The 22,082-nt window shown below is 50.7% G+C and carries 16 protein-coding genes and 1 pseudogene; 14 read left to right on the forward strand and 3 right to left on the reverse strand.

Features of this window, described 5'->3' with window-relative positions; all coding sequences use genetic code 11:
- The first annotated feature begins 71 nt into the window (after positions 1-71).
- From ACFOLF_RS32010 to ACFOLF_RS32020, 3 genes are all read left to right on the forward strand, one after another.
- Positions 72-1,631 carry an ABC transporter substrate-binding protein gene (locus ACFOLF_RS32010; protein ID WP_210039401.1) on the forward strand — a complete coding sequence of 520 codons (1,560 nt, stop codon included), beginning with the start codon at positions 72-74 and terminating at the stop codon, positions 1,629-1,631.
- A 353-nt stretch (positions 1,632-1,984) separates the two neighbouring features.
- The gene (locus tag ACFOLF_RS32015) at positions 1,985-3,049 is read left to right on the forward strand and encodes a Gfo/Idh/MocA family protein (RefSeq protein ID WP_210039400.1); all 1,065 of its coding nucleotides are present in this window, start codon (positions 1,985-1,987) and stop codon (positions 3,047-3,049) included.
- Between the two features lie 361 nt (positions 3,050-3,410).
- Positions 3,411-5,510, forward strand: a complete 2,100-nt coding sequence (locus ACFOLF_RS32020) for an Ig-like domain-containing protein (protein ID WP_210039399.1) — start codon at positions 3,411-3,413, stop codon at positions 5,508-5,510.
- A gap of 42 nt (positions 5,511-5,552) precedes the next feature.
- Here the strand turns inward: ACFOLF_RS32020 and ACFOLF_RS32025 are convergent.
- Together ACFOLF_RS32025 and ACFOLF_RS32030 are read right to left on the reverse strand one after the other, a co-directional pair.
- Positions 5,553-5,642, reverse strand: a pseudogene (locus ACFOLF_RS32025) (ParA family protein); the annotation flags it as partial.
- A 124-nt stretch (positions 5,643-5,766) separates the two neighbouring features.
- Positions 5,767-6,792: an aldo/keto reductase gene (locus ACFOLF_RS32030; protein ID WP_210039398.1), complete on the reverse strand. Its 1,026-nt coding sequence runs from the start codon at positions 6,790-6,792 to the stop codon at positions 5,767-5,769.
- A 235-nt stretch (positions 6,793-7,027) separates the two neighbouring features.
- Between ACFOLF_RS32030 and ACFOLF_RS32035 the strand changes: the two genes are divergently transcribed.
- From ACFOLF_RS32035 to ACFOLF_RS32085, 11 genes are all read left to right on the forward strand, one after another.
- Complete coding sequence (locus tag ACFOLF_RS32035) at positions 7,028-7,939, forward strand: AraC family transcriptional regulator (protein WP_210039397.1); 912 nt, start codon at positions 7,028-7,030, stop codon at positions 7,937-7,939.
- A gap of 637 nt (positions 7,940-8,576) precedes the next feature.
- Complete coding sequence (locus tag ACFOLF_RS32040) at positions 8,577-9,593, forward strand: LacI family DNA-binding transcriptional regulator (protein WP_210039396.1); 1,017 nt, start codon at positions 8,577-8,579, stop codon at positions 9,591-9,593.
- Between the two features lie 13 nt (positions 9,594-9,606).
- Complete coding sequence (locus ACFOLF_RS32045; protein ID WP_210039395.1) at positions 9,607-10,479, forward strand: carbohydrate ABC transporter permease; 873 nt, start codon at positions 9,607-9,609, stop codon at positions 10,477-10,479.
- A gap of 12 nt (positions 10,480-10,491) precedes the next feature.
- Positions 10,492-11,319, forward strand: coding sequence for a carbohydrate ABC transporter permease (locus tag ACFOLF_RS32050; protein ID WP_210039394.1), 828 nt, complete (start codon positions 10,492-10,494; stop codon positions 11,317-11,319).
- Between the two features lie 139 nt (positions 11,320-11,458).
- Complete coding sequence (locus ACFOLF_RS32055; protein WP_210039393.1) at positions 11,459-12,811, forward strand: ABC transporter substrate-binding protein; 1,353 nt, start codon at positions 11,459-11,461, stop codon at positions 12,809-12,811.
- A gap of 149 nt (positions 12,812-12,960) precedes the next feature.
- Positions 12,961-14,226, forward strand: coding sequence for an amidohydrolase family protein (locus ACFOLF_RS32060; protein ID WP_210039392.1), 1,266 nt, complete (start codon positions 12,961-12,963; stop codon positions 14,224-14,226).
- 16 nt (positions 14,227-14,242) lie between these two features.
- A complete protein-coding gene (locus ACFOLF_RS32065; RefSeq protein WP_210039391.1) occupies positions 14,243-15,598 on the forward strand; it encodes a sedoheptulokinase in 1,356 nt (451 codons plus the stop codon).
- Between the two features lie 21 nt (positions 15,599-15,619).
- Positions 15,620-18,043, forward strand: coding sequence for an alpha-mannosidase (locus ACFOLF_RS32070; protein WP_210039390.1), 2,424 nt, complete (start codon positions 15,620-15,622; stop codon positions 18,041-18,043).
- A gap of 361 nt (positions 18,044-18,404) precedes the next feature.
- Complete coding sequence (locus ACFOLF_RS32075) at positions 18,405-18,548, forward strand: hypothetical protein (protein ID WP_210039389.1); 144 nt, start codon at positions 18,405-18,407, stop codon at positions 18,546-18,548.
- 404 nt (positions 18,549-18,952) lie between these two features.
- Positions 18,953-19,609, forward strand: a complete 657-nt coding sequence (locus ACFOLF_RS32080) for a GntR family transcriptional regulator (RefSeq protein WP_210039388.1) — start codon at positions 18,953-18,955, stop codon at positions 19,607-19,609.
- A 57-nt stretch (positions 19,610-19,666) separates the two neighbouring features.
- Positions 19,667-20,836, forward strand: coding sequence for a helix-turn-helix domain-containing protein (locus ACFOLF_RS32085; protein ID WP_210039387.1), 1,170 nt, complete (start codon positions 19,667-19,669; stop codon positions 20,834-20,836).
- A 75-nt stretch (positions 20,837-20,911) separates the two neighbouring features.
- Here the strand turns inward: ACFOLF_RS32085 and ACFOLF_RS32090 are convergent, their stop codons facing one another.
- On the reverse strand, positions 20,912-21,817 hold the full coding sequence (locus tag ACFOLF_RS32090) for an RraA family protein (protein WP_210039386.1): 906 nt from the start codon (positions 21,815-21,817) through the stop codon (positions 20,912-20,914).
- Positions 21,818-22,082: the final 265 nt, after the last annotated feature.

Genomic DNA, 22,082 nt, shown 5'->3' on the forward strand with positions numbered 1-22,082 from the left:
GGGCATGATCTCCATATTATTATATTTATAGATGATTTAGCGATTATGAGCGATTAATGGGAGGTTTACACATGAGACAAAACAACACGTATAAGCTTGGGCTGCTGGTATTGGCTTTGATGATGATCCTGGCTGGCTGCAGCAGCACGAAGAACGGCAATAACCGGAATGAACCCGCTGCCGCAAATAATCCAGCCAATGGACAAGACGCCGCTGCACCTGCCGGGAGCGACGCACCCGACGCACCCGAGGAGCTTCCTCAAGTAGAGCTGAGCTGGTATTACGGAACAAGCCAGCAGCAGCCGGATCAGCAGGCAGTCGAGGATGCGGTTAACCAGTATTTGAAGGATAATACGGACTTGAATGCGACCGTGAAGCTGAAGCCGGTTGACTTCGGCAGCTATGACCAGAAGCTTAATGTTTCGATTTCATCCGGCGAGCCGATCGATATCGTCTGGACAACAGCCTCCTGGCTGCTGAAGTACAACGAAAATGTCAAGAAAGGCGCTTTTCTGGCCCTTGACGATCTGCTCCCCAAATACGCGCCAAAAACATTCAACGATATGATGCCTGCCCGGTTCTGGGAAGATGTGAAAGCGGATACGGACGGCAAAATCTATGCAGTTCCGAGCTATCAGGTCGCAGCCACGGCGTTCGGCTTCGTCTTCCAGAAGCGGTTTACAGACAAATACAATTTTGATACAACGCAGGTGAAGTCGCTGGAGGATCTGGAGCCTTTCCTCGAGACGCTGAAGAAAAATGAGCCGGATGTCATCCCGTTTGCGTTCCAGGCCGGGAATAACGGTCCGCAGGATCCCGCTCTGAAGGATTACAGCGGAGGCATCACCTACAATCCCGATGATCCGTACAAAAATATCGACAAGTTGGCCACGCCGCAGTACAAATCCTATTTGGAACTGATGCACAGCTGGTATGAGAAAGGGTATATCTATCAGGATCTGGCTACGGTGAAGGACTGGAACCAGCTGCTCGCCAAAGGCAATGTGGCTGTCATTACAGATGTTACCTTCAAGCCGGGCGGAGATGTGTCCTATCCGTCCAAGAACGGAGGCAATGAAGTGGTGATGCAGCGCATTGCCGAGCCGCAGTTCACAGGGGTAACGGCCACGATGAACGCAATCAGCAACACATCGAAAAATCCGGAAAGAGCCTTGATGCTCCTGGAGCTGGTCAACAACGACAAGGAATTGTATAAGCTGCTCTCCTACGGCATTAAAGGCAAGCATTACGAAGAGGTCGACGGTGTATATAAACCGCTTGAAAACTCGGGTTATGCTCCCAATATCGACTGGGTATTCGGCAATCAATTTAACGGTCTGGTGCGCGAGAATCAGCCGGCCGATGTGTTCGAGCAGACGAAGAAGCTGAATGAGGAAGCCGCTGTTCCACCGCTCAGCGGATTTCATTTTAACGATTCCGACCTGAAAACGGAATCAGCAGCAGTAAGCGCGGTCAATGCGGAGTATAAGGTTCCGCTTGAGACGGGAACGGTCGATCCGGCAGAAATGCTGCCCAAATATCTCGAAGCGTTGAAGAAAGCCGGCTACGACAAAATCCAGGCTGCCATTAATCAGCAGCTGGCTGATTGGGTTGCCAAGAACGGCAAGTAATAATATCTTCGGGGTTCATTGGACGAACATTCGCCAAGCTGCAACGGGCGATGTTCGTCCCCAACAACGAAATCCGGTCGAACTGACCTTAAATGTGGACGGAACCGAAGTATTCAATCTGACGGATTCCAGCAATCCGATTCTGGACGAAGGCTACTTCCACCTTTATGCGTCTAGCCCGAGCTCACCACTCACGCTGGGTGCGGTTACACCTTAAATAATTCGCACAGGAACAGCATATATATGGATGAGTGAATTCATCTGGTTCATCTATTGGATCCGGGAGCTGCCTCTTGCTTTGATTCGGGGGGCGGCTTCCGGATAATTTGGAGTCATAGGGAGAGGTAAACAACATGGACAATCAAATCAAAGCAGCCATTATCGGAGCGGGTGGCATCGCGACTGTCGCGCATGCGCCGGCATGGACGGCGAACCGGGAAGCGGTCATCACGGCCGTATGCGATATCAACCGCGAGAAGGCGGAGCGGTTCGCGGAGAAATACGGGATAGCGGAGATTTATACCGATTACAGGGAACTGCTGGAGAAGGCGGACATCGACGTCGTTGATATTTGCACGCCCAATCTGTATCATTCCGAGATTGCGGTTGCAGCGCTTAATGCCGGCAAGCATGTCTTCTGCGAGAAGCCGGATGCGATCAGCCCGCAAGAAGCTCAGAAAATGGCGGATGCGGCAGCGCGAAGCGGGCGCACACTGATGACCATGCGCAATAACCGTTTCAGCGCCGCGACCCAATTTATGAAGAAGTACATAGAAGAAGGGAATATGGGCGAAATCTATACAGGCCGCTGCGGCTGGCTGCGCCGGCGTGGTATTCCCGGCAAAGGCGGATGGTTCACAACCAAGGAGCTGTCGGGCGGCGGATCGCTGATCGATCTTGGCGTGCATTTTATCGATGTCGCGGTCTGGTTGATGGGCAATCCCAAGCCGACCGCGGTATCGGGAGCCGTCTATACGAAATTCGCCGACAATACCCTCAGCGACTCGGTTCACAGCCAATTCGGCGAGAAGCGGGATGATGGGACATTCGATGTGGAGGATTTGGCAACCGGATTTATCCGCTTCGATAACGGCGCCACCCTGCAGATCGAGTTCAGCTGGGCCTCCAATGTGGAGGAGGAATGCAATTTCTATGAGCTGAGGGGAACCAAGGCAGGAGCAGCCTTCAAGAACGGCAAGCTGAAGCTGTTTACGGAAATTGCAGGTACCGTATCCGACGTAAGCCCCAGTCTGCCCGGCAAAGGGATGAATGATCACGCCAGCCATCTGTTCCACTTTGTCGATGTCCTGAAAGGCCGCGCGGAGCCAATTATTCTGCCGGAGCATGGCGTGGATATGATCAAGATTCTGTCTGCAATCTATGAGTCGGCGAAGCAGAACAAAGAAATACAATTATAGAGGCAGGTTTAATAATCCGGTAATCATGCCGGCTGCGCATGCGAAAAACGTCTTTTCGAAACTCGCAAGTGTTATAAGCAAGATATCCGCCTGTCACTTGTGTGGAATAGCTGTTGTACCCCCAGCTACTCCACACATCAGAATTTGATATAAGTAGTCCACAATAAAGCTGGCCAAACCGGATGGTCGTACCGGGGGGCCGGCTTTTTTTGCCGGCTGAAGATACTAATAATTATTTTATTTTCTCCGCTGATATCATGAAACATTATGTATCATTTTTGCGTAAAAAGGATGATCGAAATTTCACTGCATGCTTCGGGGTGGAAGCGTATAATATTTTATTCTTTGGGAGGGTTTGAAAGTGAGAAGATTACGAATGATTGTCCTGGCAGCACTGATTCTTCTGGCATACCTGCCTCCATTGCAAGCGGGAGCGGCAGAGCTCAATACGGAGCAGAAATTCCAGTTTCTGCGCGATAAGGGGATTTTCACAGGCTTTGCCGACGGGACGTCCCGTCTGGGCGACCCGATGTCCCGCGAACAGTTCGCTGCGGTTTTATTCCGTTTATGGGAGCTCAGAGAGGAACCGGCATCACCGGTCTACAGCGATGTGTTGAAAACCAGATGGTCCTTTGGCGAAATTCAGGCCGTCACCAAATCAGGCTTGATGAAAGGGATGGGAAACGGCAAATTCGCGCCCTTGACCAATGTGACTGTGGAGCAGCTGGCAGCTGTGCTTGTGCGGGCTTATGGGAATTCCAGCGCAGGCTCCACCGCCGTTTACGGTAAGGTATCTGCCTGGGCAAAGGCTGATGTCGGCACTGCTTTGTACAAAAACTGGATTCCCGAGCAATCGGATTATACAGTGGTAGCGCGGCGCTCAATGCTCGTTAACGCGTCTTATGCCGTTTATCTGGAGATGAATCCGGGTCAAAATCCGGAGCGCGAGGTTCTTCAGGTGGAATCGGTGGTTCCGGCATCCAGCACCACGGTTCAGGTCAAGCTGAAGGTTCCGGTCAGCAGCGTGTCGAAAGGGCAGTTCAGCATCGTGAACGCCAGTGGAAATACATTGATCATTCAAAGCGCCGCATTGAACAGCACCGGCAATGTCATCACGCTTACAACGAATAAACATATCGCGGGCACCGTGTACCGGCTGTCGGTTGAAGGAAGGACATGGTCGTTCACAGCACTGAGCGGCGATCTCACCAAACCGAAGATATCTTCATCCAAAATCAATGCCGATGCCTCGATCGACGTGGTTTTCAGCGAGCCGGTTGATGCCGTTACAGCTACGAACACCGCGAATTACCAATTCAACAATGGCTTGGTTATCCGAAGCATCAGCCTTTCTTCCGACAAGAAGAAGGTGACAATTCTGACCGTGAAGCAGGCATCGGGAACGCTATACACGCTTTCGGTCAACAATGTCAAAGATCTGGCCGGCAATGTGATGGACGCTGCCAGCGGGCTGCATTTTGGCGCTGTTGTGGACAATTCACCGCCGGTCATCACCAAAATTGCCGCAGGCACGAATAAGGTCGTGCTGACATTTAACGAGAAGCTGGATCCTTTATATGCCGGCAATCCCGTCTTTTATAACTTTGACGGCGGCCTTGGCCTGCCGATACAGGCTGTATACAAGGCAGCGGATTTGACGGTAACCCTGACCACAGGCGGCCAAATTTCGGGCCGGAGCTATAAACTGACCGTGAACGCGATCAGGGATTTATCCGGCAATGTCATTGCCGAGACACAGCGTTCCTTCTACGGCAACGGCAGCAACCCGGCAGCGACGCTGCTCGTGAATAATATTCTGCCAGTCAACGAAAATACGGTCGATGTCTATTTCAGTCAGCCCCTGACAGGCGTTAACCTGTCCGGACTCAAGCTGACTGTACTCACCCGGGATGGAGCGAACATCTCCACTTCCGGCTGGAGATATTATCTGCAGCGCAAACCGGGAGCCGATCATGTCATTACGTTTCAGATTCGCACTTCGGATGACGGCAATCCTTCATTGTTCCGGCCCGGTCATGTCTATACAGCAGCTGTCAGCGGCATTACGGGGCTGAATACATCCAATAACGCCAACAAGAAATTATTTGCCGGGACCGAAGTGCTCAATCCCCAGCCGTACGCGGCAACCGCGGTCGCAGTCAACAACAGGACGGTAACGGTATATTTCAGCGAGCCGGTGAAAAATGTAAGTGCATCCTTTATCCGCATCAGCGACTCTGACGGAAACCCGATTGCGATTGCCTCCGATCAATTGCAGGATAAGTCGAAGGTCGTGACGCAGGTTACCTTGAATCTGGGCAAGGCCCTTGAGGGCAGTAAAACGTACCGGATGGGCTTTGTCAGCGGCATCACGGATGCGGCAGGTTGGAACGGCCTCAAGACGAAAGAAGGAACCGGGACCTATCACGTCATATTTGGCGGCACGGATACAGCGGGTTAAGAGTTGAGCTACTTCTTCACTTTATTTGGCGGTTCCTGCATGTTTCCCGACTGATCCAATTCCAAGGTTGACCGCTGTTGTCGTTTTGCCCACGCCTCCTTTCTGATTTACGAGGGCGATCATCTTAGATATGTTTTAAACCTTTAATGCAAAAAAGCCGGTTACGCTGAATAATCAGGCAACCGGCTTTCTTGAAGGAATAGCTATATATAAAAGCTTGGCACGGGCATTACAATCGTGAATTTATTGAATGCTCTTAAGGCTCCAGGCGGTCTTTCTTTTGATGTTCAATCATCCAGCCTGGATATTCCGGCGGCAGTGCGCTCACTTCGTCAAGACAATGAACTTCTTCATCCGTCAACTCCAATTTTGCTGCTGCCAGATTTTCTTCCAACTGATTAAGTCGCTTCGCCCCAATAAGAACAGAGGTTACGACTGGTCTAGTTAGCAACCAAGCGAGGGCGACACTGGCAATACTTGTTCCATGCGCTTCCGCAATCGGCTTTAACGTATCAATAATATTCCAGGCACGTTCCTTGTCCACAATCGGGAAATCAGCTACCGAGCGGCGCGAATCCTCTGCGATCTGATTGTGCCGATCATATCTTCCTGACAGCAGGCCACCGGCGAGTGGACCCCACACCAAGAGTCCCATCTTCTTCGCTTTCATCATAGGTTCCAATTCCCGCTCCAAGTCTCGGCTGGCAAGCGAATAATATCCCTGCATCGTTTCAAAGCGGGCTAGATTTTTACGCTCCGAAATGCCAAGCGCATCGGCAATCTTCCAAGCTTGCCAGTTTGATACTCCAATATATCGCACTTTTCCTTGTGATACCAAATCATTTAGAGCACCTAAGGTTTCTTCAATCGGTGTCAAGAAATCATCGGTATGGATCTGATACAAATCGATGTAATCGGTTTGTAGCCTCTTCAGACTCGCTTCAACTGCATTCGTAATGTGTCCTCTTGAAGCTCCAATATCGTTACGTCCCATGCCAACTCGTCCAGCTACTTTAGTAGCGATCACAACATTTTTTCGCGCAATACCAAGATTGCGGATAGATTGCCCAAGCATAATTTCACTTTCACCATCAGCATAAATATCAGCCGTATCAAAGAAATTGATTCCTATATCCACACTTTTCTGAATCATCTTGTCAGCTTCTTCTTGACTTATAGAACCGACAACCTTAAAGTTATCCTTTCCGCCGGTGAACGTCATTGTCCCTAACGCAAGCTGCGAAACCAAAAGCCCTGTATTCCCAAGTTGTTTATACTTCATTAGGTATAACCTCCTTAAATATTTAACATTCTATACCTTGACGATAATGATCACTTAGTAAAAGCCGTACATGCGTTTTGTACCGGTACATTCGCAATTATGTTCTTTTTTCTCTTTGCTTGATAGTTAAATCATACAGAATGTATGCCTAATCATCCAAAGCAAATTGTTTTTTCAGCTGTAAAGTGTTCTAATATTAGCTAAGAATACATTCTCAAGACAAAGGAATAATTGCATGGACATGAATCAGGCGAACATCCAGGTCATGGAACGGCTTTTGAACCTGAGTTTACAAATACGTACAAATAAGCTTCAGACTGCCATCCCTTTTCTCCGTTTATTGAAGAAAAACAGTGCAACGGTCCTGGCAAAGGGCCCGTTGAAGGCTTCTCTATGCATTATTTTGCAGGGGAAGACGCACTTACAGTTTGGAGAAGACATAATTGAATACAAGCCAGGGAATTATCTCGCCACAAGCGTTAGTATGCCGGTTATGGGGCAGGTACTGGAGGCTACCGCAGATGCGCCATTTTTAGCACTGCAGATTGAATTACAATCAGGTGAGGTGGCCGCTGTCGCAACCGAGGCCGCCCTGAAACTCAAGCCGAAGGATGAACATTACCCGGGCATTTTTGTTGGAAGACCAAGACATGAGGTATTGGAGGGCTTCGAGAAACTGCTCCGGCTCGCGCAAAACCCCACGGCCGCCAGATACCTCGCTCCAGCTGTAAAACGGGAAATCATCTACTGGCTGCTGGATCACGAAGATGGCACACGCTTTTACCACAACATGTTATGGCATCAAGAGGCTTCTGGTATCAGCAGAGTGATTGACTGGATAACCCGTAATTTTGATCACGGCTTTAACCTTGAAAAACTGGCTGAACTGGGGAATATGAGTGTGTCCAGCCTACATTACAAATTCAAAGAAGTGACGGGTATGACTCCTTTGCAATACCAGAAACAACTTCGTCTTCAGGAGGCTCGCAGGCTTTTGCTTGGCGGCGCAAATGTAACAGAAACGGCGCTTAGCACGGGCTACCATAGCTCGACTCAGTTTAGCCGTGAGTACAAGAGGCTGTTTGGACTCTCGCCCGTGCAGTATATCCGTTCCCGCAGTGAGGGCGAGCAATTGGCAGAACAGTGAGAGAAACAGCTTGGAGTACAGCTTACCAAACTCGCATCCATGCAGCTTTGCAGAAGCTGAGTGCCGCAGCTCCAACTGCGGTATCTGATGCAATTTTGAAGAGGCCACTGCTCATTGTCTTTAATCGGCGTCCAAATGGCTGTGGCGAGGATTGACCGCTTCCATGACGGTCAGGGAGGAACCGCTTTTATTTTTATAAAAAGCATTGACATCTCATCGACTAGCTATTATTATCAACTTATAAATTTTTTTTCATTGTAATTTGGGAACGTTCCCAAAAAAAAGCCGCAGCATTCATTTCACAGACCGGGCGTTTGATGAAGCTGGGACTTTTTATTTCATCGAATTTGGGAACGTTCCCAAAATCTCGAAAATAGAAGAAAATATTCATCTCTTGCTTGTATATTTTCGAGAGCAGGAAGGTTGCCGGCAGCGCAAAAGTATAATACCGCGCCTTTAGATTTCAATCGTTTTTTAAAGAAAGGAACGAACCTGGCCGCCACAGGCTGCGCCATCCGCATCTATCCATGAAGGGAATTAATGCGTGGCATTGGACCATTTTCATGATAAAATGGGAACGTTCCCAAAAAAGCGCATTCAAGTTGGGAAACATCTCGCCGGAAAGCAGGTAAGACCAATGGGATCTACAATTCATGATGTCGCCAGGCTGGCCAATACTTCGAAAAGCACGGTATCCCGCTATCTGAATGGGCAAAAGGTAAAAAAAGCGACACAGGATGCATTGGAGAAAGCGATAGAGGAGCTGAACTTCCACCGCAATGCCAATGCCCGCAAATTAGTAATGAACAAGACCAATACGATCGGTGTCGTTGTAGACAATATCTCGAATATTTTCTACTCCGGAATCATTAGCGGCATTGAGCGGGTCGCCAAGAAAAAAGGCTACAACTGTATATTTTACAGCTGGACGTCAAATTATGAGAATGAGATATCTTTCCTTAATTTGCTGTACGAAGGTCAGGTGGACGGCATTATACTGGTCAGCTTCCTGAAACGGGAAGCGAAGGACTTGATCAAGATCAGGGATACGGAATACCCCATTGCTCTGATCGGCGATCATGGCGAGCTGGAGGGACTGTTCTCGGTGGATGTGGATAATGCGGCCGGCACCTCGGATATTGTGGCTTATCTGCATCGGAAGGGGCATAGAAGCATCGCCTACATTGCCGGTCCGGAGAACGCCGGCGCCAACAAATACCGGTTGAAGGGCTATAAGCAGGCAATGGAAGCCTTGAAGCTGGACTATCATCCGGAATGGGTGGTGGAGTCGAACTGGAGCAATCAAGGCGGATACCAGGCTATGAAAAAGCTGCTTCAGCAGCAGGGCTTCACCGCTGTTATTGCCTCCAATGACGAAACTGCAATCGGAGCGCTCAGGGCCATTCAGGAGCACGGCTTGAACGTACCGGGCCAGATGTCGATTGTCGGCTTCGACGATATTACGATATCAGAATGGGTATACCCGTCCCTGACAACGGTGCGGCAGCCCTTCGAAGCCATCGGCATTCATGCGGCTGAAGGATTATTCGGCAAAATCGATGGGTATGAAGAGATGAACCAGAGCAGTCATTTATTAAAGCCGCAGCTGGTCATCCGTGATTCCTGCGACAACTTGAACCATCATTCACAATAGGGGGTGGAGGCCTATGAACAATAAAATCAATAAATCCATGTACGGCTACTTGTTTATTTCGCCATTCTTTATCGGTTTTGCGGTTATCGGCCTTGTGCCGATTCTGTACACCTTGTACCTGAGCTTTACCAAATGGGACGGATTCTCCGATCCCATTTACGTCGGGGTGGCGAATTACACGAGGCTGCTGCATGACAGCTTTTTCTACCAGACGATAGGCAACACGCTGATTATATGGATATTATCCATTGTTCCGCAGCTGATTCTGGCCTTGATTCTGGCCCTGGTCCTGAATGAGAAATTCATCAGAGGGAAGCATTTCTTCCGGGCTGTGTACTATTTTCCGCATATTGTGACACCGGTTACATTGGGTGTCATGTTCAGCCTGATGTTCGACTGGCAGACCGGGAGCATCAATAAGCTGCTGCTTCAGATTGGATTGATCGACGATCCCGTCAACTGGTTTAACAGCCCCTGGTGGTCGCGGATTATCGTGGCGGGCGTCATTTGCTGGCAGTATTTTGGTTTTAATATGATCGTCTTCATCGCCGGACTGCAGGCTATCCCCGACGAAGTGTACGAGGCGGCTGCGATGGACGGCGCGACCAAACGCCAGACAGCGATGAAAATCACGCTGCCGATGCTGCGGCCCGTGTTTCTCTTCACGATGATTACCTCGGTCATCGGCGGACTGCAGCTGTTCGATGCGCCGTTGATGCTGGGAGACGGTCCCGGCAATGCGACGAGAACGATGATTATGTATTTGTATGAAACGGCTTTCAAAACCTTCGATTACAGCTATGGTTCGGCAATTGCCTTCGGGATCTTTGCCGTCGTCATGTTCTTTACCGCAATCACTACATTCGCTGCAAGGCTAAGGGAATAAGGAGGAATCAACATGGTTGCAAAAACAAAAATTTCCAGCTGGTTTCTCTACATTCTGCTGGTCGTTGTGGCGCTGGTCTGCCTGGTCCCGTTCTACAGCATGATCATTACGTCCACGCATTCCAATTCGGAAATAGCAAGGGAGCTGCTGCTTCTGCCGGGCGATCAGCTTGCGGATAACTACAACCGGCTCGTAGCTTCCGTCAATATTTGGCGGGGATTCGCCAATACTGTATTTATTACCGTCACTTCAACAATTATTAATGTGTATTTCGCGGCACTGGCCGGCTACGGCTTCTCCAAATATAATTTCCGCTTCAAAAATGCGCTGTTTCTGTTCGTTCTGGGCACGATGATGATACCGGGCCAGCTTGGCATTATCGGCTTCTACAAGCTGATGGATACGCTTCATATGCTCAATACGTACTGGCCGCTGCTGCTGCAGTCCCTCTACAATGCCTTCGGAATCTTCCTGATGCGCCAATTTGCGGACAATTCGGTGCCGACTGAAATTATTGAATCCGCCAGGGTGGACGGATACGGAGAACTGCAGATTTTTCACCGGATTATTCTGAGTTTGATGGGTCCGGCGCTGGCAACGCTGGCGATATTCTCTTTTATCGGCAAATGGAATGATTTTCTTACGCCGATGATTGTTCTCTTCGACGGTGATCTTCAGACGCTGCCGGTCATGATTGCCAGTGTGAAATCGCAGTTTTCATCCGATTTCGGCGCCCAATATGTCGGCATTGTCATTTCTGTCGTACCGCTGCTGATATTCTTCTCCATCATGTCCAAGAAGATTATAAGCGGCGTTGCTGCAGGAGCGGTGAAGGGCTGACCATAAGCGGGCAGCCGATTCCATTGAAAGAGGTGGTGCCAAGGGTTGGCAAGAGCTCGGATTGGCAAGAGTGTAAGCGCTTCGTACATGTACATGGGTCTGGACAGCAAGTTCAATAACTCTTAAAGGGGAGATCGTTTTGAACACGAAAAAATGGTTGTCATTGCTGTTTGCAGTTGTATTGGTGACGGGATTGCTGGCGGGCTGCGGCAAGAGCAATAATGCGAGCAACGGGAACGCGCCCGCGGCCAATGATCCCGGCGCAGCAGCCGGTGAAGGAACGAATGCGGGAACGACGGGCGATAACGGGAACGCGCCGGCCAAGCTTGAAGGCAAGCTGGTCATATGGACGTTCTTCGATCAGGTAAAGGATATGGCGGCCAAGTTTGAGGAGAAGAATCCGGGCGTCACGATAGACGTTCAATTATTCCCCGGCGACCAGTATCAGACCAAGCTGCTCTCTGTTCTTCAGTCCGGCAAGGGCGTTCCGGATATCTTCGATCTGGAGCGGGGCTATATCGGCAAGTTTATTGATTCCAAATTTCTCACCGACCTCTCTGCAATGGGTGCGGAGGATCTGCTCAAGGACTATATTCCTTATGTTCAGGCTCTGGGACGTTCCGCTGACGGCAAGGTGCGTGCGATTTCCGATCATTCCTCGCCAGGCGGCTTCTGGTATCTGCGCGACAACGCCAAGAAATATCTTGGAACGGATGATCCCGATAAAATCAGCGAAATGGTCAGCAGCTGGGACAAGATCATTGAGCTGGGCAAGAAGGTTGCCCAGGACAGCGGCGGCAAAGTCCATCTGATCGAGAGCTCCGGCGACCTGTTCGACCTTGCAGCTTACAACACCGAGCCTTGGGTCAAGGACGGCAAGCTCAATATCGACACCCGGTGGAAGGACACCTATGAAATACAAAAGCAGGTCGATGCGGGCAATGTGGATGCGAAGCTTCCGTTCATGTCGGCCGGCTGGGGCAATGCCTTGAATGACGGCAGCGTCATTCTGACTTCCATGCCTGCATGGGCCAGTTTCATGATAGATAACAAAGATGACAAGGCAGTTGGCAAATTCGGCGTTGCCAAAACGCCGGAAGGCTTCTATATGGGCGGTACGTACCGCGGTATCTATGAGAAATCAGAGAATAAAGATCTTGCTTACGAATTCATCAAGTATATCGCAAGTCCGGAATGGCAGGAGTACAATCTCGGCAAAACCGGAAACATGCCGGGGAACGCAACCGTTTATGAGAAAAATCTGGATTCCTTCAAATCGGGCTTTTTCGGGGATCAAAACATTCTGAAGCCTTATTATGAAACAATCAAGCAGATGCCTGCCGTGCAGGCGGACAAATACGGCGAAGATATTTTGAGCAGATGGAGAAAGGTCGCAGGCGAAGGGGTCACGAATAAATCCAGCTATGACGATGTTGTCGCGGCATTCAAGAAAGAAGTCAAAAATACGTTTCCTGAGCTTAGCGTCGACTAATATGCCTCACGCACTCAAATAATCCGTTTTACAAGGCCGGTGGTTAAGCGGACTGCGCATGCGGAAATTGTCCCTAACGCTTCTCCGGACAGTTTCCGCATGCTCCGCCGGTTAACCACAGGTCTAAAGGCTTGGAAGGAGAGACAACCATGAGCAGCATTCATGAATATATACAACAAATCCGTATGATAGACGGTCATGAGCATCTGGCAACACCCCAAATCAGAAAAAAAGAAAACCATGATTTTTTCTCATTGATGCATTATCTGGACTCCGATTTGGTCACGGCCGGCATGGAGCGCGGCATCCTGAGCAGGCGGAGCCAGCTCGGCGATGAAGAGAAAGCGGGTATTTTCTTATCATACTGGCAGCAAACAAGCAACACGACCTATGCGCGCATGTTCCGCACGGCAATGGAGGATTTGTATGACCTGCGTGACTGGTCCGTGGACGGGATTATGCAGGCCAATGACAAGGTGAAGCAGGCGACCCACGATCCCGATTGGTATCATAAAGTTATGGTGGAACGCTCGGGAATCGATCTGGCCTTCACGCTGATCCAGACGACAGAGCTGGATTACGATCGCTTCCGCCCCATCATGTTTATGGATTCCACCTTCAAGCTGCGATCCTTGCAGGACCTTCACGATGTGGAGAAGAACGCCGGAATAAATGCGCATGATTTGCGGCAGTACCTTGAGGCCGTGGATGCCTTGCTGCATAGATATGTGCAGGAGGGAATGGTGGCAACCAAGCTGGGTCACGCGTATTGGCGGACATTGGCAAGCTCGAAGCCGACGATGTTCGAGGCGGAGCAGGTCTTCAACCGGCTGCGTGCCTCTTCGCTTGCGCAAAGCTTGTCCCAGGAGGAAACACAGCCGCTTCAGGATTATTTGATTCATTTTATTATCCAGCGTTCCATCGCTTACGGGCTGCCCATTCAAATCCATACCGGGCATCATGAAACCAGTGTTTCGGGCAATGGCAATCTTATTTCGAATTCCAATGTGGAGGGATTGATCCCCCTGCTGCTTGAATACAGCGAAGCCAAATTTGTGCTGCTCCACTGCGGCTATCCGTATGCGATGAGCTATTTGAGCATTGCCAAAAATTTCCCCAATGTTTATGCTGATTTTACCTGGATGTATATCATTTCACCGACGGCGGCCAAACAGATCATGCATCAGATGATTGAAATGGTGCCGCAAAACAAAATTCAGGGCTTTGGCGGCGATTATAATTATATCGAGGGTACCTATGCGCATCAGAAGCTTGCCAGAAATCTTGTTGCGGAGGTGCTGACGGAGAAAATGGAGGAAGGCGCAATGGGAGAAAAGCAGGCCATGGCCTTCGCCGACCGGATATTCCGCAATAACCTGATCGATCTGTACAAGCTGGGTGATATGAAAGCTTAAACAAGGGGGATCCGTTATGTATACGGCGGGCATTGATGTGGGTACAACATCCATATGCATCCTGATCCGGGAGAAAATCAGCGGTGATGCGGTCAAGGTGGTCTCCTGCCCGAATGATGCCGCCATACAGGCAGCTCACAGCTGGGAGCAGCTGCAGGACCCGGAGCGTATTATCGCGTCCGTGGAGGAATTGATTGCGGCCTGCGCAGCCTATTGGCCGCAGGTGGAGGGTATCGGCATCTCCTGCCAGATGCATGGGATTCTGTATGTGGATGAGAGGGGGAAGCATGCAAGCCCCTTATATACATGGCAGGATGGCCGGGGGGACCAGCAGCTTGAGACCGGCCTTTCTTATGCGGGCAGGCTGAGGGAACGAACAGGCTATCCGGTCTCTACCGGTTATGGATTGGTGACGCATTTCTACAATGTGCGCAGCAAAATGGTTCCCGCGCAGGCCAGGCGCCTATGCACGATCGGAGATTATCTGGCGATGCGGCTGTGCGGCAGCTCTGCCCCGGTTATGGATGCGTCGAATGCCGCATCTCTGGGTCTCTTTGACCTCAGGAACAGGGAATTTGACAGGGATGCGGTCAACAAGACCGGCATTGATCCATCCATATTGCCGATGCTTGCGGGCAACGATAATCCCCTTGTTGGACGAACGGGGGACGGCAAGCCGGTATTTTGCGCAATTGGAGACAATCAGGCCAGCTTTATCGGAGCTGTTGCCAAGGCAGAGGATTCCCTGTTGGTTAACGTCGGTACGGGCTCGCAGATTTCGGTGTACAGCAATACTTATGAGAATATAGCAGGCTTGGACACACGCCCTTTCCCGGGCGGGGGTTATCTGCTCGTGGGAGCATCGCTCAGCGGCGGCAAATCCTATGAGCTGCTGGAGCGCTTCTTCAGGGAGATCTGCCATGCCTTCACGGGCCTGGAGATGAGTGATTCCGCATTGTTCGAAGCCATGAACCGGCTTGCGGCCGCTTCATTGGAGGCAGACGAGGCTTTGCCTCTGGTTGGAACGCAATTTTATGGTACAAGGCATAAGCCGGATGCGGCGGGAACAATTACAGGCCTGAATGCCCTGAATATGCGGCCGGGAGCGATTATTGCCGGGTTTCTGCAGGGCATGACGGAGGAACTGCTTGCTTTTGCACGGCTGCTGCCTGCTTCCCGGCTGGAAGCGGTAAGCTGCCTGGTTGGTTCAGGCAACGGCATCCGCAGGAATCCGGCTCTGCAGCGGCTGCTTCAGGTGAAGCTGGGCCGTCCTCTGCTGTTGTCCGGGGTGGAGGAGGAAGCCGCCTGCGGAGCCGCTGTTCATGCGGCTAATGGATTGATGAGATTGAAGGCAGACGATGCGGACTCATAATGATTGGGAGCTGATGAGAGAATGAAAGACAAGAAACTGTATATGATCGGCAATGCGCACCTGGATCCCGTATGGCTGTGGCAGTGGCAGGAAGGGTTTCAGGAAGCCAAGGCGACCTTCCGTTCCGCGCTCGACCGGATGAAGGAATCAGAGGATTTCATCTTCACCTCAAGCTCTGCGGCCATGTATGAATGGGTCGAAAATAACGATCCGGCGATGTTTCAGGAAATTAAAGAGCGTGTGCAGGAAAAGCGCTGGAATATCGTTGGCGGGTGGTGGATTCAGCCTGACTGCAATATTCCAGGCGGCGAGTCCTTTGTCCGCCAAGGACTGTATGGGCAGCGGTATTTCCACGAGAAGTTCGGCGTAACCGCCAAGGTAGGCTACAATGTGGACAGCTTCGGCCATAACGCCATGCTGCCGCAGATTTTGAAGAAGAGCGGCATGGACTATTATGTGATGATGCGTCCCATGCCCAATGAGAAAGGGCTTCCCGGCCGTTTATTCTGGTGGCAGTCCGACGACGGCTCCAAGGTGCTGACCTTCCGCATCATGTTTGAATACTTGTCCTGGGGCAAGGAGCTGGACAAGCACGTCCGCCGTACATTGGCTGAATTCAAGGAGCCCGTTAGCGACCTCATGCTGTTCTACGGTGTCGGCAATCATGGCGGCGGTCCAACGAAGGAAAACATCGCCAGCATCCGCAAGCTGAACGGGGAAGCGGACCTGCCGAAGCTGGAATTCTCCACGCCGGACCGTTATTTCCGCGACATGGAGGAGAAGGGACTGGAATTTCCTGTCGTCCATGACGATCTCCAGCATCATGCCAGCGGCTGCTATGCGGCCCATTCAGGCATCAAGCAGTGGAACCGGCAGGCCGAGAACCGGCTTATTGCCGCCGAGAAATATTCCGCTCTTGCCTCATGGATTACCGGCCAGCCGTACCCCAAGGAGTTCGACCGTGCCTGGAAAAACGTCTTGTTCAACCAGTTCCACGATATTATGGCGGGAACCAGTCTGGAGCCTGCCTACCAGGATGCCATGTATTTGTATGGGGAAGCCATGGCGATAGCCGACCGTTCGCTCAATTATGCCGTGCAGTCCTTATCCTGGAACATCGGCATTGAACAGGATGAAAGCATGAAGCCGATTGTCGTGTTTAATCCGCATGCATGGTCAAGCCTCGTAAATGTTGAGTTGGAAACAGGCGGGGTTACAGACAAGACAGTGCTGCTGGATGAAAGCGGTCAGGTTATCCCTTTCCAGACCGTGCAGTCACAGGCATCCGCGAGGGGACGTTACCGGCTCAGCTTCCTGGCCGATCTGCCTTCGCTCGGCTACAGGACGTACCGGCTTGTTCTGCAATCCGAGTCGCTGAAGCCTGTGGGAGTACCCATTCAAGCAAGCGATCTGGTGCTGGAAAATGACCGGTACCGGCTGGAATTCGACCGGGATACCGGATATATCGCCAGCCTGAGGGACAAGAAGGCAGGTCATGAGGTATTTGGGGGCGAGGCGGCCAAACCCGTAGTTATTGAGGATAAGTCGGACACATGGAGCCATGATGTCCTGCATTTCAATCAGGTCATTGGCGCCTTCAAGGCGACGAGAGTGTTCCGGGTAGAGCATGGACCGGTCAAGTCGGTCATCCGGGTTGTCAGTGAATACGGCAGCTCCAGGCTGATTCAGGATTTCTCCATGTATGCGGGACGTGACGGGATCGATGTCCATATCACCGTTGATTGGCGTGAGCAGTTCAAGATGCTGAAGCTGGTATTCCCGATGAATGTCGTGTTCAGCAAGCATACGTATGAGATTCCTTACGGTACGATCGAGCGCGAGCATAACGGGGAAGAAGAGCCGGGGCAGAGCTGGGTGGATTATACCGGACTTGTTCAGGGCACTAACCAGGTTTATGGTGTGAGCCTCATCAATGATGCCAAGTACAGCTACAGCATTCATAATAAGGAGCTGGCTTTAACCGTACTGCGCAGTCCCATCTATGCGCATCATGTTCCCTTTGTTCCCGATCCGGACGGCGAATATACGTTCATCGACCAGGGCGTTCAACGGTTCTCGTATTCGCTGCTGCCGCATGAAGGGTCCTGGGAGCAATCGGGTGTCGTCCAACGCGCAGCCGAGCTTAACTGCAAGCCGGTTGCGGTGATTGAAACCTATCATGAGGGCAAGCTGCCGCAAACGGATTCTTTTGTCACGGTCGACAGCAGCAATATTATCGTCAGCGCCATCAAGAAAGCGGAGGATAACGACGATCTCATCGTTCGCTGCTATGAGACGGATAAACGGGCCGTAACGGCCGAGGTCAGCCTTCCCAAGTGGGGAAGAACCATTCGCGCGTCGTTCCGTCCATCCGAGATCAAGACTTTCCGCATTCCCCTTGATCCGGAAGCGGCGATTGTCGAGACTAATTTGCTCGAATGGTAGAATGGGGGAGTCCGTTTGAAGGAAATGCGGCGGAACAATTTGGGCTTGCGATCGCTGTTCCAGCCGGATTGTCCCGATTGTATCACATCTTTCAGATGTAACAATCCGGCGGCAAAGGCGAACGCTGACGCCTCTCCAGCTCCAAACCGTCCTCTTGCATTTCTCCACGGACTAATAAGGGGAAGCGGCCGGCGGCGGGCCAGCATTCAGGCCTTGGCTCTTGAATTCTGAACACCGGCGCCGCTTTCCGGGCTGTGTCAGCCTGTTTGCCCGCGCAGAATTGTTAATCTTCTCTAATCTTGGTTAACCTATTACTGCCTTGCGAGATCAAGGCAAGCCGCAGTATCGGGAGGTAAGCAGCATGGCTCGTAAAAAGCAGTCTATTGACGCCAAAAACTTGGCCCTGGAGACCAGATCCAAGCAAGCGGAAGATCATCTGGCTGCCTCCACCTCGGAGAATCGCAACCAGAAGGGCCATGTGCCAAACAGTCCGTCAACGGGCTGACAAGGTCAGAAACCAAGGAAGAAGCGGCTGTATCCGTTCATTGACGGTGCAGCCGTTTTTTTCTTGACCTCATAGCAATTTCAAGTTTCACGCCTGTTAATGTCTATAAGGTTAGAGGGAAGAAACTAACTTTGCCGCAAAAGGACGGCGAAGTTAGTTTCTTCATACTCTCGCATGAATATCGGGAGATGTTTTCGCTTTGCGCAGCAGCTTTATTCGTCGGTTTCCGGGTAAGAACCTAATAATCATCTATCGCATTTTAAACGGCTGTACAATAACAATCGCCACTATTAGACGTAAAACGACAAAATACACCAAAAAACAACTGTTGTTTCCACCAGCAACAACCTCTATAATAAACCTAAGCGAAAGATTATCGATAATCGATAATCTTGAGAGGAGCAGTGAAAGCCATACGGGGCAGTCAGGTAGATTATCCAATCAACTCGATTAGTGAACATGTTTATGCGGATTTGAAGAGGGAAATTCTCGCAGGCGACCTTCAGCCGGGCACCCGGCTGATCGTTACGGAGATTGCCGGCAAATTCCAGATCAGCCAGGCTCCGGTGCGGGAGGCGCTGGAAAGATTGAAGCAGGAGGGCCTCATTACGGGCATTCCAAACAAAGGCTCGGTCGTATCCACGATAACGGCCAAGGAAATCAAGGATATCTTTGTCCTTCGCGAGATCATCGAGGGCTTCGCGGTCAGACAATCGATGCCGCTCATGACGGAAGGGGATTACAGTCACTTGAATACGATCATCTGCGAGATGGATAAAGCTACCAAACAAAATGAACTGCTGGCCATATTGGAGCTTGACATGGATTTTCACGGATTCTTCTATAAGCGATGCGACAATCACGCGGTTCTGGAGCTGTGGAATAATATGCGGACCAAAGTCATGCGGTTTATGGCAATTTCGAACAGGCATTATACAACCAATGTGCTGGCCGAGTGGCATCAGCTTCTCATGGACGCTCTGAGGTCGGGAGATGCGGATGCGGCGGAGGCCGCTTTTATCGAGCATATGCACGCCTACAAGCTGATTGATCTGGATTAGCTTCATGAATCTCATGCATCTTGCATTACCATCCTTTCATAAAAGGGGAAATGGAGCATGCTAAGCGAAGGGCTATTGTTCAAGGACGATGTAATCTTGACCTGGATGAGAGACCGTTTTCTTCAGGATCTTGTGCTGGGGCGGAAAAGCGCTGGCGCAAATTTGAAGGAGAGCCTGTCCCGTTTGAATTTGAATCCGTATTATACCTATCCGGCGCTGGCACTGCTGGAGCCGGTATCTCCGGATGGTGACGAGCACGAAATGGTGCTCCTGGTCGAAAGGATGAGGGATTATTTGCAGCAGCAGGTCTCCGGCGGAAGCGTCGTATTTATGGATGAACAAAACCGGATCGGACTGCTGTTCTCTTGGGTATCCAAGGAGTTCCTGGAAGCGATTCAAAATATGCTGAGCCAGCAGTTCAACCTTCCCGTGAATATCGGCGTAGGCAAGCCATGCAGCCATCTTTACGACATCAATCAATCATACAGGCAGGCTTCCCGCGCGCTGAAAAACAAATTTTATCGTGGAACGGGGCAGATTATCTACTATAGCGAGCTTCGCCGGTATGTGTCCATGAGCGATTATCCGGCTGACAGGGAGAAAGATCTGCTGGATTCCTTGAAAGCGGCCGATTCCACCGCGGAAATCGAAGAGGCCGTCAACGAGTTTTACGACAGGCTGCTTGAGAACGGTCCGATCGATATTAAGAATATGTATGAGTTGACAGTCCGCCTGCTTATTGAAACCGAGAAAAGATTGCTTGCCAATACCAATTATGTTAACGCTTACAACAAGTTTGAAATCATGTCCATCGTGAAGATGCAGACGCTCCAGGAAATTAAAACGTACGTCAGCCATTTCTTTTCGGGCGTCAGAGAAGTGATGTCGCCCGATCAGAAGGAGAGCCACCGCAGCATCATCAAGAAGACGATCCATCACATGGAGCAGGAATGCCAGGCGGTATCCCTGCAGAGCGTGGCACAGAAGGTTTACATGACACCGACCTATCTGAGCCTGCTCTTCAAGCTGAACACGGGCAGAACGTTCATCGAGCATCTGACGGACATCCGGATCGGCAAGGCCAAGGAGCTGCTCAAAACCACACATTACAAAAATTACGAGGTGGCGGAGCAGGTGGGGTATCAGGATCCCCGTTATTTCAGTCAGATTTTCAAGAAAAAAGTCGGTCTGTCCCCGACGGAATACCGGGAATCGGTCGGCAAATAAAACAAAAAAAGAAGGACTCTGGAAGCGGCTAATCCGCTCTTTCCAGAGTCCTTCTTGCGTCAGGCTGCTTGCCGATTAGAGCCGTACATCATGATTGGAGCCGCTGCTGTCCGATTTCTGCGCTTCCGCAAGCTCCTTCTCCCAGGACAAATGACGATACTCCGCAGCAGTCGGATCGTTATCGAACCAATTCATGAAGTCCTGCCACATATCCAATGTCCATGCGGTATCGATCTGGGCTGTAGAATAAACGCCTTCCTTGAGGCGAATGAAGCCGAAGATGTCGCGCACCTGGGATTTCTCCGCCTGTACGACAGTCAGCTCCGCAAGATGGGGTGGGATAAAGATAACGCCTGAAGGCGTGCCAAGCACAATATCGCCGGGAAGACAGATGGCCTTGCCGATGCGTGTAGGCACGTTCATGCCGACCATCGTCACATCCGTAATCGCAGTAGGATCGCTTCCCCGGTAGTAGATATTGATATCTTCAATTTCAACGACCTGCTGATTGTCGCGAATGCCTCCCCAGACAACCGCGCCTCCGCGTTTGGTGCGGGTGGAGATAGCGGTGGACAGATTGCCTCCTACATAAGTGCCCAGATGGACTTTATCGAACATATCCACGACAACGACATCATCCTCAACCAGCGAATCGATGACCCATTGATTGAAAAAGCCTTTCCGGCCTTCCTGCTCATGCCCGTAATTCAGCAGGGTTTCGTGCAGATCGGGACGCTTGGGTACCATAACGGCGGTAACCGCCCGGCCCACCATAATTTTATCGGGGTGGATGATTTTGAAATCTCCCTCGAACTGAAACGTATAACCTCTGTTCCAGAGCGGGCCCCAGGCTTCCTCCAGAGTTATTTTACGCATGCGCTTCAGCACATCCTCGGAAACCTTCGGACGCCCGTTAGAGAATCGTTCTCCTTCCCAAAGCGGTGTAAGCTGGATAATATCTTCCGGATTGTCAAATTTCATGTGGAGCACCTCTTCCAACAAGTATAGTGTGTATGCCGTGCAAAACCTTGAATCTGATGGCTCTAGCATCTATTGTTAGGGACATTCCCGATTTTGTCGATGCGAGTTTTTTAAGGCATTTTCGATGAGTATATAATTTTTCCACCCTTTTTCGGGGACATAAGCAGATGAAAAAGGGATGAAATGAGATCGTGAAATAAATCAAACAAATTCATAATTTCGTCACCTTTCGCAATGAAACCGCTTTCGTATACAGTATAGAAGT

This window comes from Paenibacillus sepulcri, assembly GCF_042647105.1.
GTDB classification, from domain to species: domain Bacteria; phylum Bacillota; class Bacilli; order Paenibacillales; family Paenibacillaceae; genus Paenibacillus_Z; species Paenibacillus_Z sepulcri.

What these genes read in the sequence shown, in the direction of transcription:
- ACFOLF_RS32010 (WP_210039401.1), top strand. Translation starts at nt 72, where the DNA reads ATGAGACAAAACAACACGTATAAGCTTGGGCTGCTGGTATTGGCTTTG.
- ACFOLF_RS32015 (WP_210039400.1), top strand. Translation starts at nt 1,985, where the DNA reads ATGGACAATCAAATCAAAGCAGCCATTATCGGAGCGGGTGGCATCGCG.
- ACFOLF_RS32030 (WP_210039398.1), bottom strand. Translation starts at nt 6,792, where the DNA reads ATGAAGTATAAACAACTTGGGAATACAGGGCTTTTGGTTTCGCAGCTT.
- ACFOLF_RS32035 (WP_210039397.1), top strand. Translation starts at nt 7,028, where the DNA reads ATGGACATGAATCAGGCGAACATCCAGGTCATGGAACGGCTTTTGAAC.
- ACFOLF_RS32040 (WP_210039396.1), top strand. Translation starts at nt 8,577, where the DNA reads ATGGGATCTACAATTCATGATGTCGCCAGGCTGGCCAATACTTCGAAA.
- ACFOLF_RS32045 (WP_210039395.1), top strand. Translation starts at nt 9,607, where the DNA reads ATGAACAATAAAATCAATAAATCCATGTACGGCTACTTGTTTATTTCG.
- ACFOLF_RS32050 (WP_210039394.1), top strand. Translation starts at nt 10,492, where the DNA reads ATGGTTGCAAAAACAAAAATTTCCAGCTGGTTTCTCTACATTCTGCTG.
- ACFOLF_RS32060 (WP_210039392.1), top strand. Translation starts at nt 12,961, where the DNA reads ATGAGCAGCATTCATGAATATATACAACAAATCCGTATGATAGACGGT.
- ACFOLF_RS32065 (WP_210039391.1), top strand. Translation starts at nt 14,243, where the DNA reads ATGTATACGGCGGGCATTGATGTGGGTACAACATCCATATGCATCCTG.
- ACFOLF_RS32070 (WP_210039390.1), top strand. Translation starts at nt 15,620, where the DNA reads ATGAAAGACAAGAAACTGTATATGATCGGCAATGCGCACCTGGATCCC.
- ACFOLF_RS32075 (WP_210039389.1), top strand. Translation starts at nt 18,405, where the DNA reads ATGGCTCGTAAAAAGCAGTCTATTGACGCCAAAAACTTGGCCCTGGAG.
- ACFOLF_RS32085 (WP_210039387.1), top strand. Translation starts at nt 19,667, where the DNA reads ATGCTAAGCGAAGGGCTATTGTTCAAGGACGATGTAATCTTGACCTGG.
- ACFOLF_RS32090 (WP_210039386.1), bottom strand. Translation starts at nt 21,817, where the DNA reads ATGAAATTTGACAATCCGGAAGATATTATCCAGCTTACACCGCTTTGG.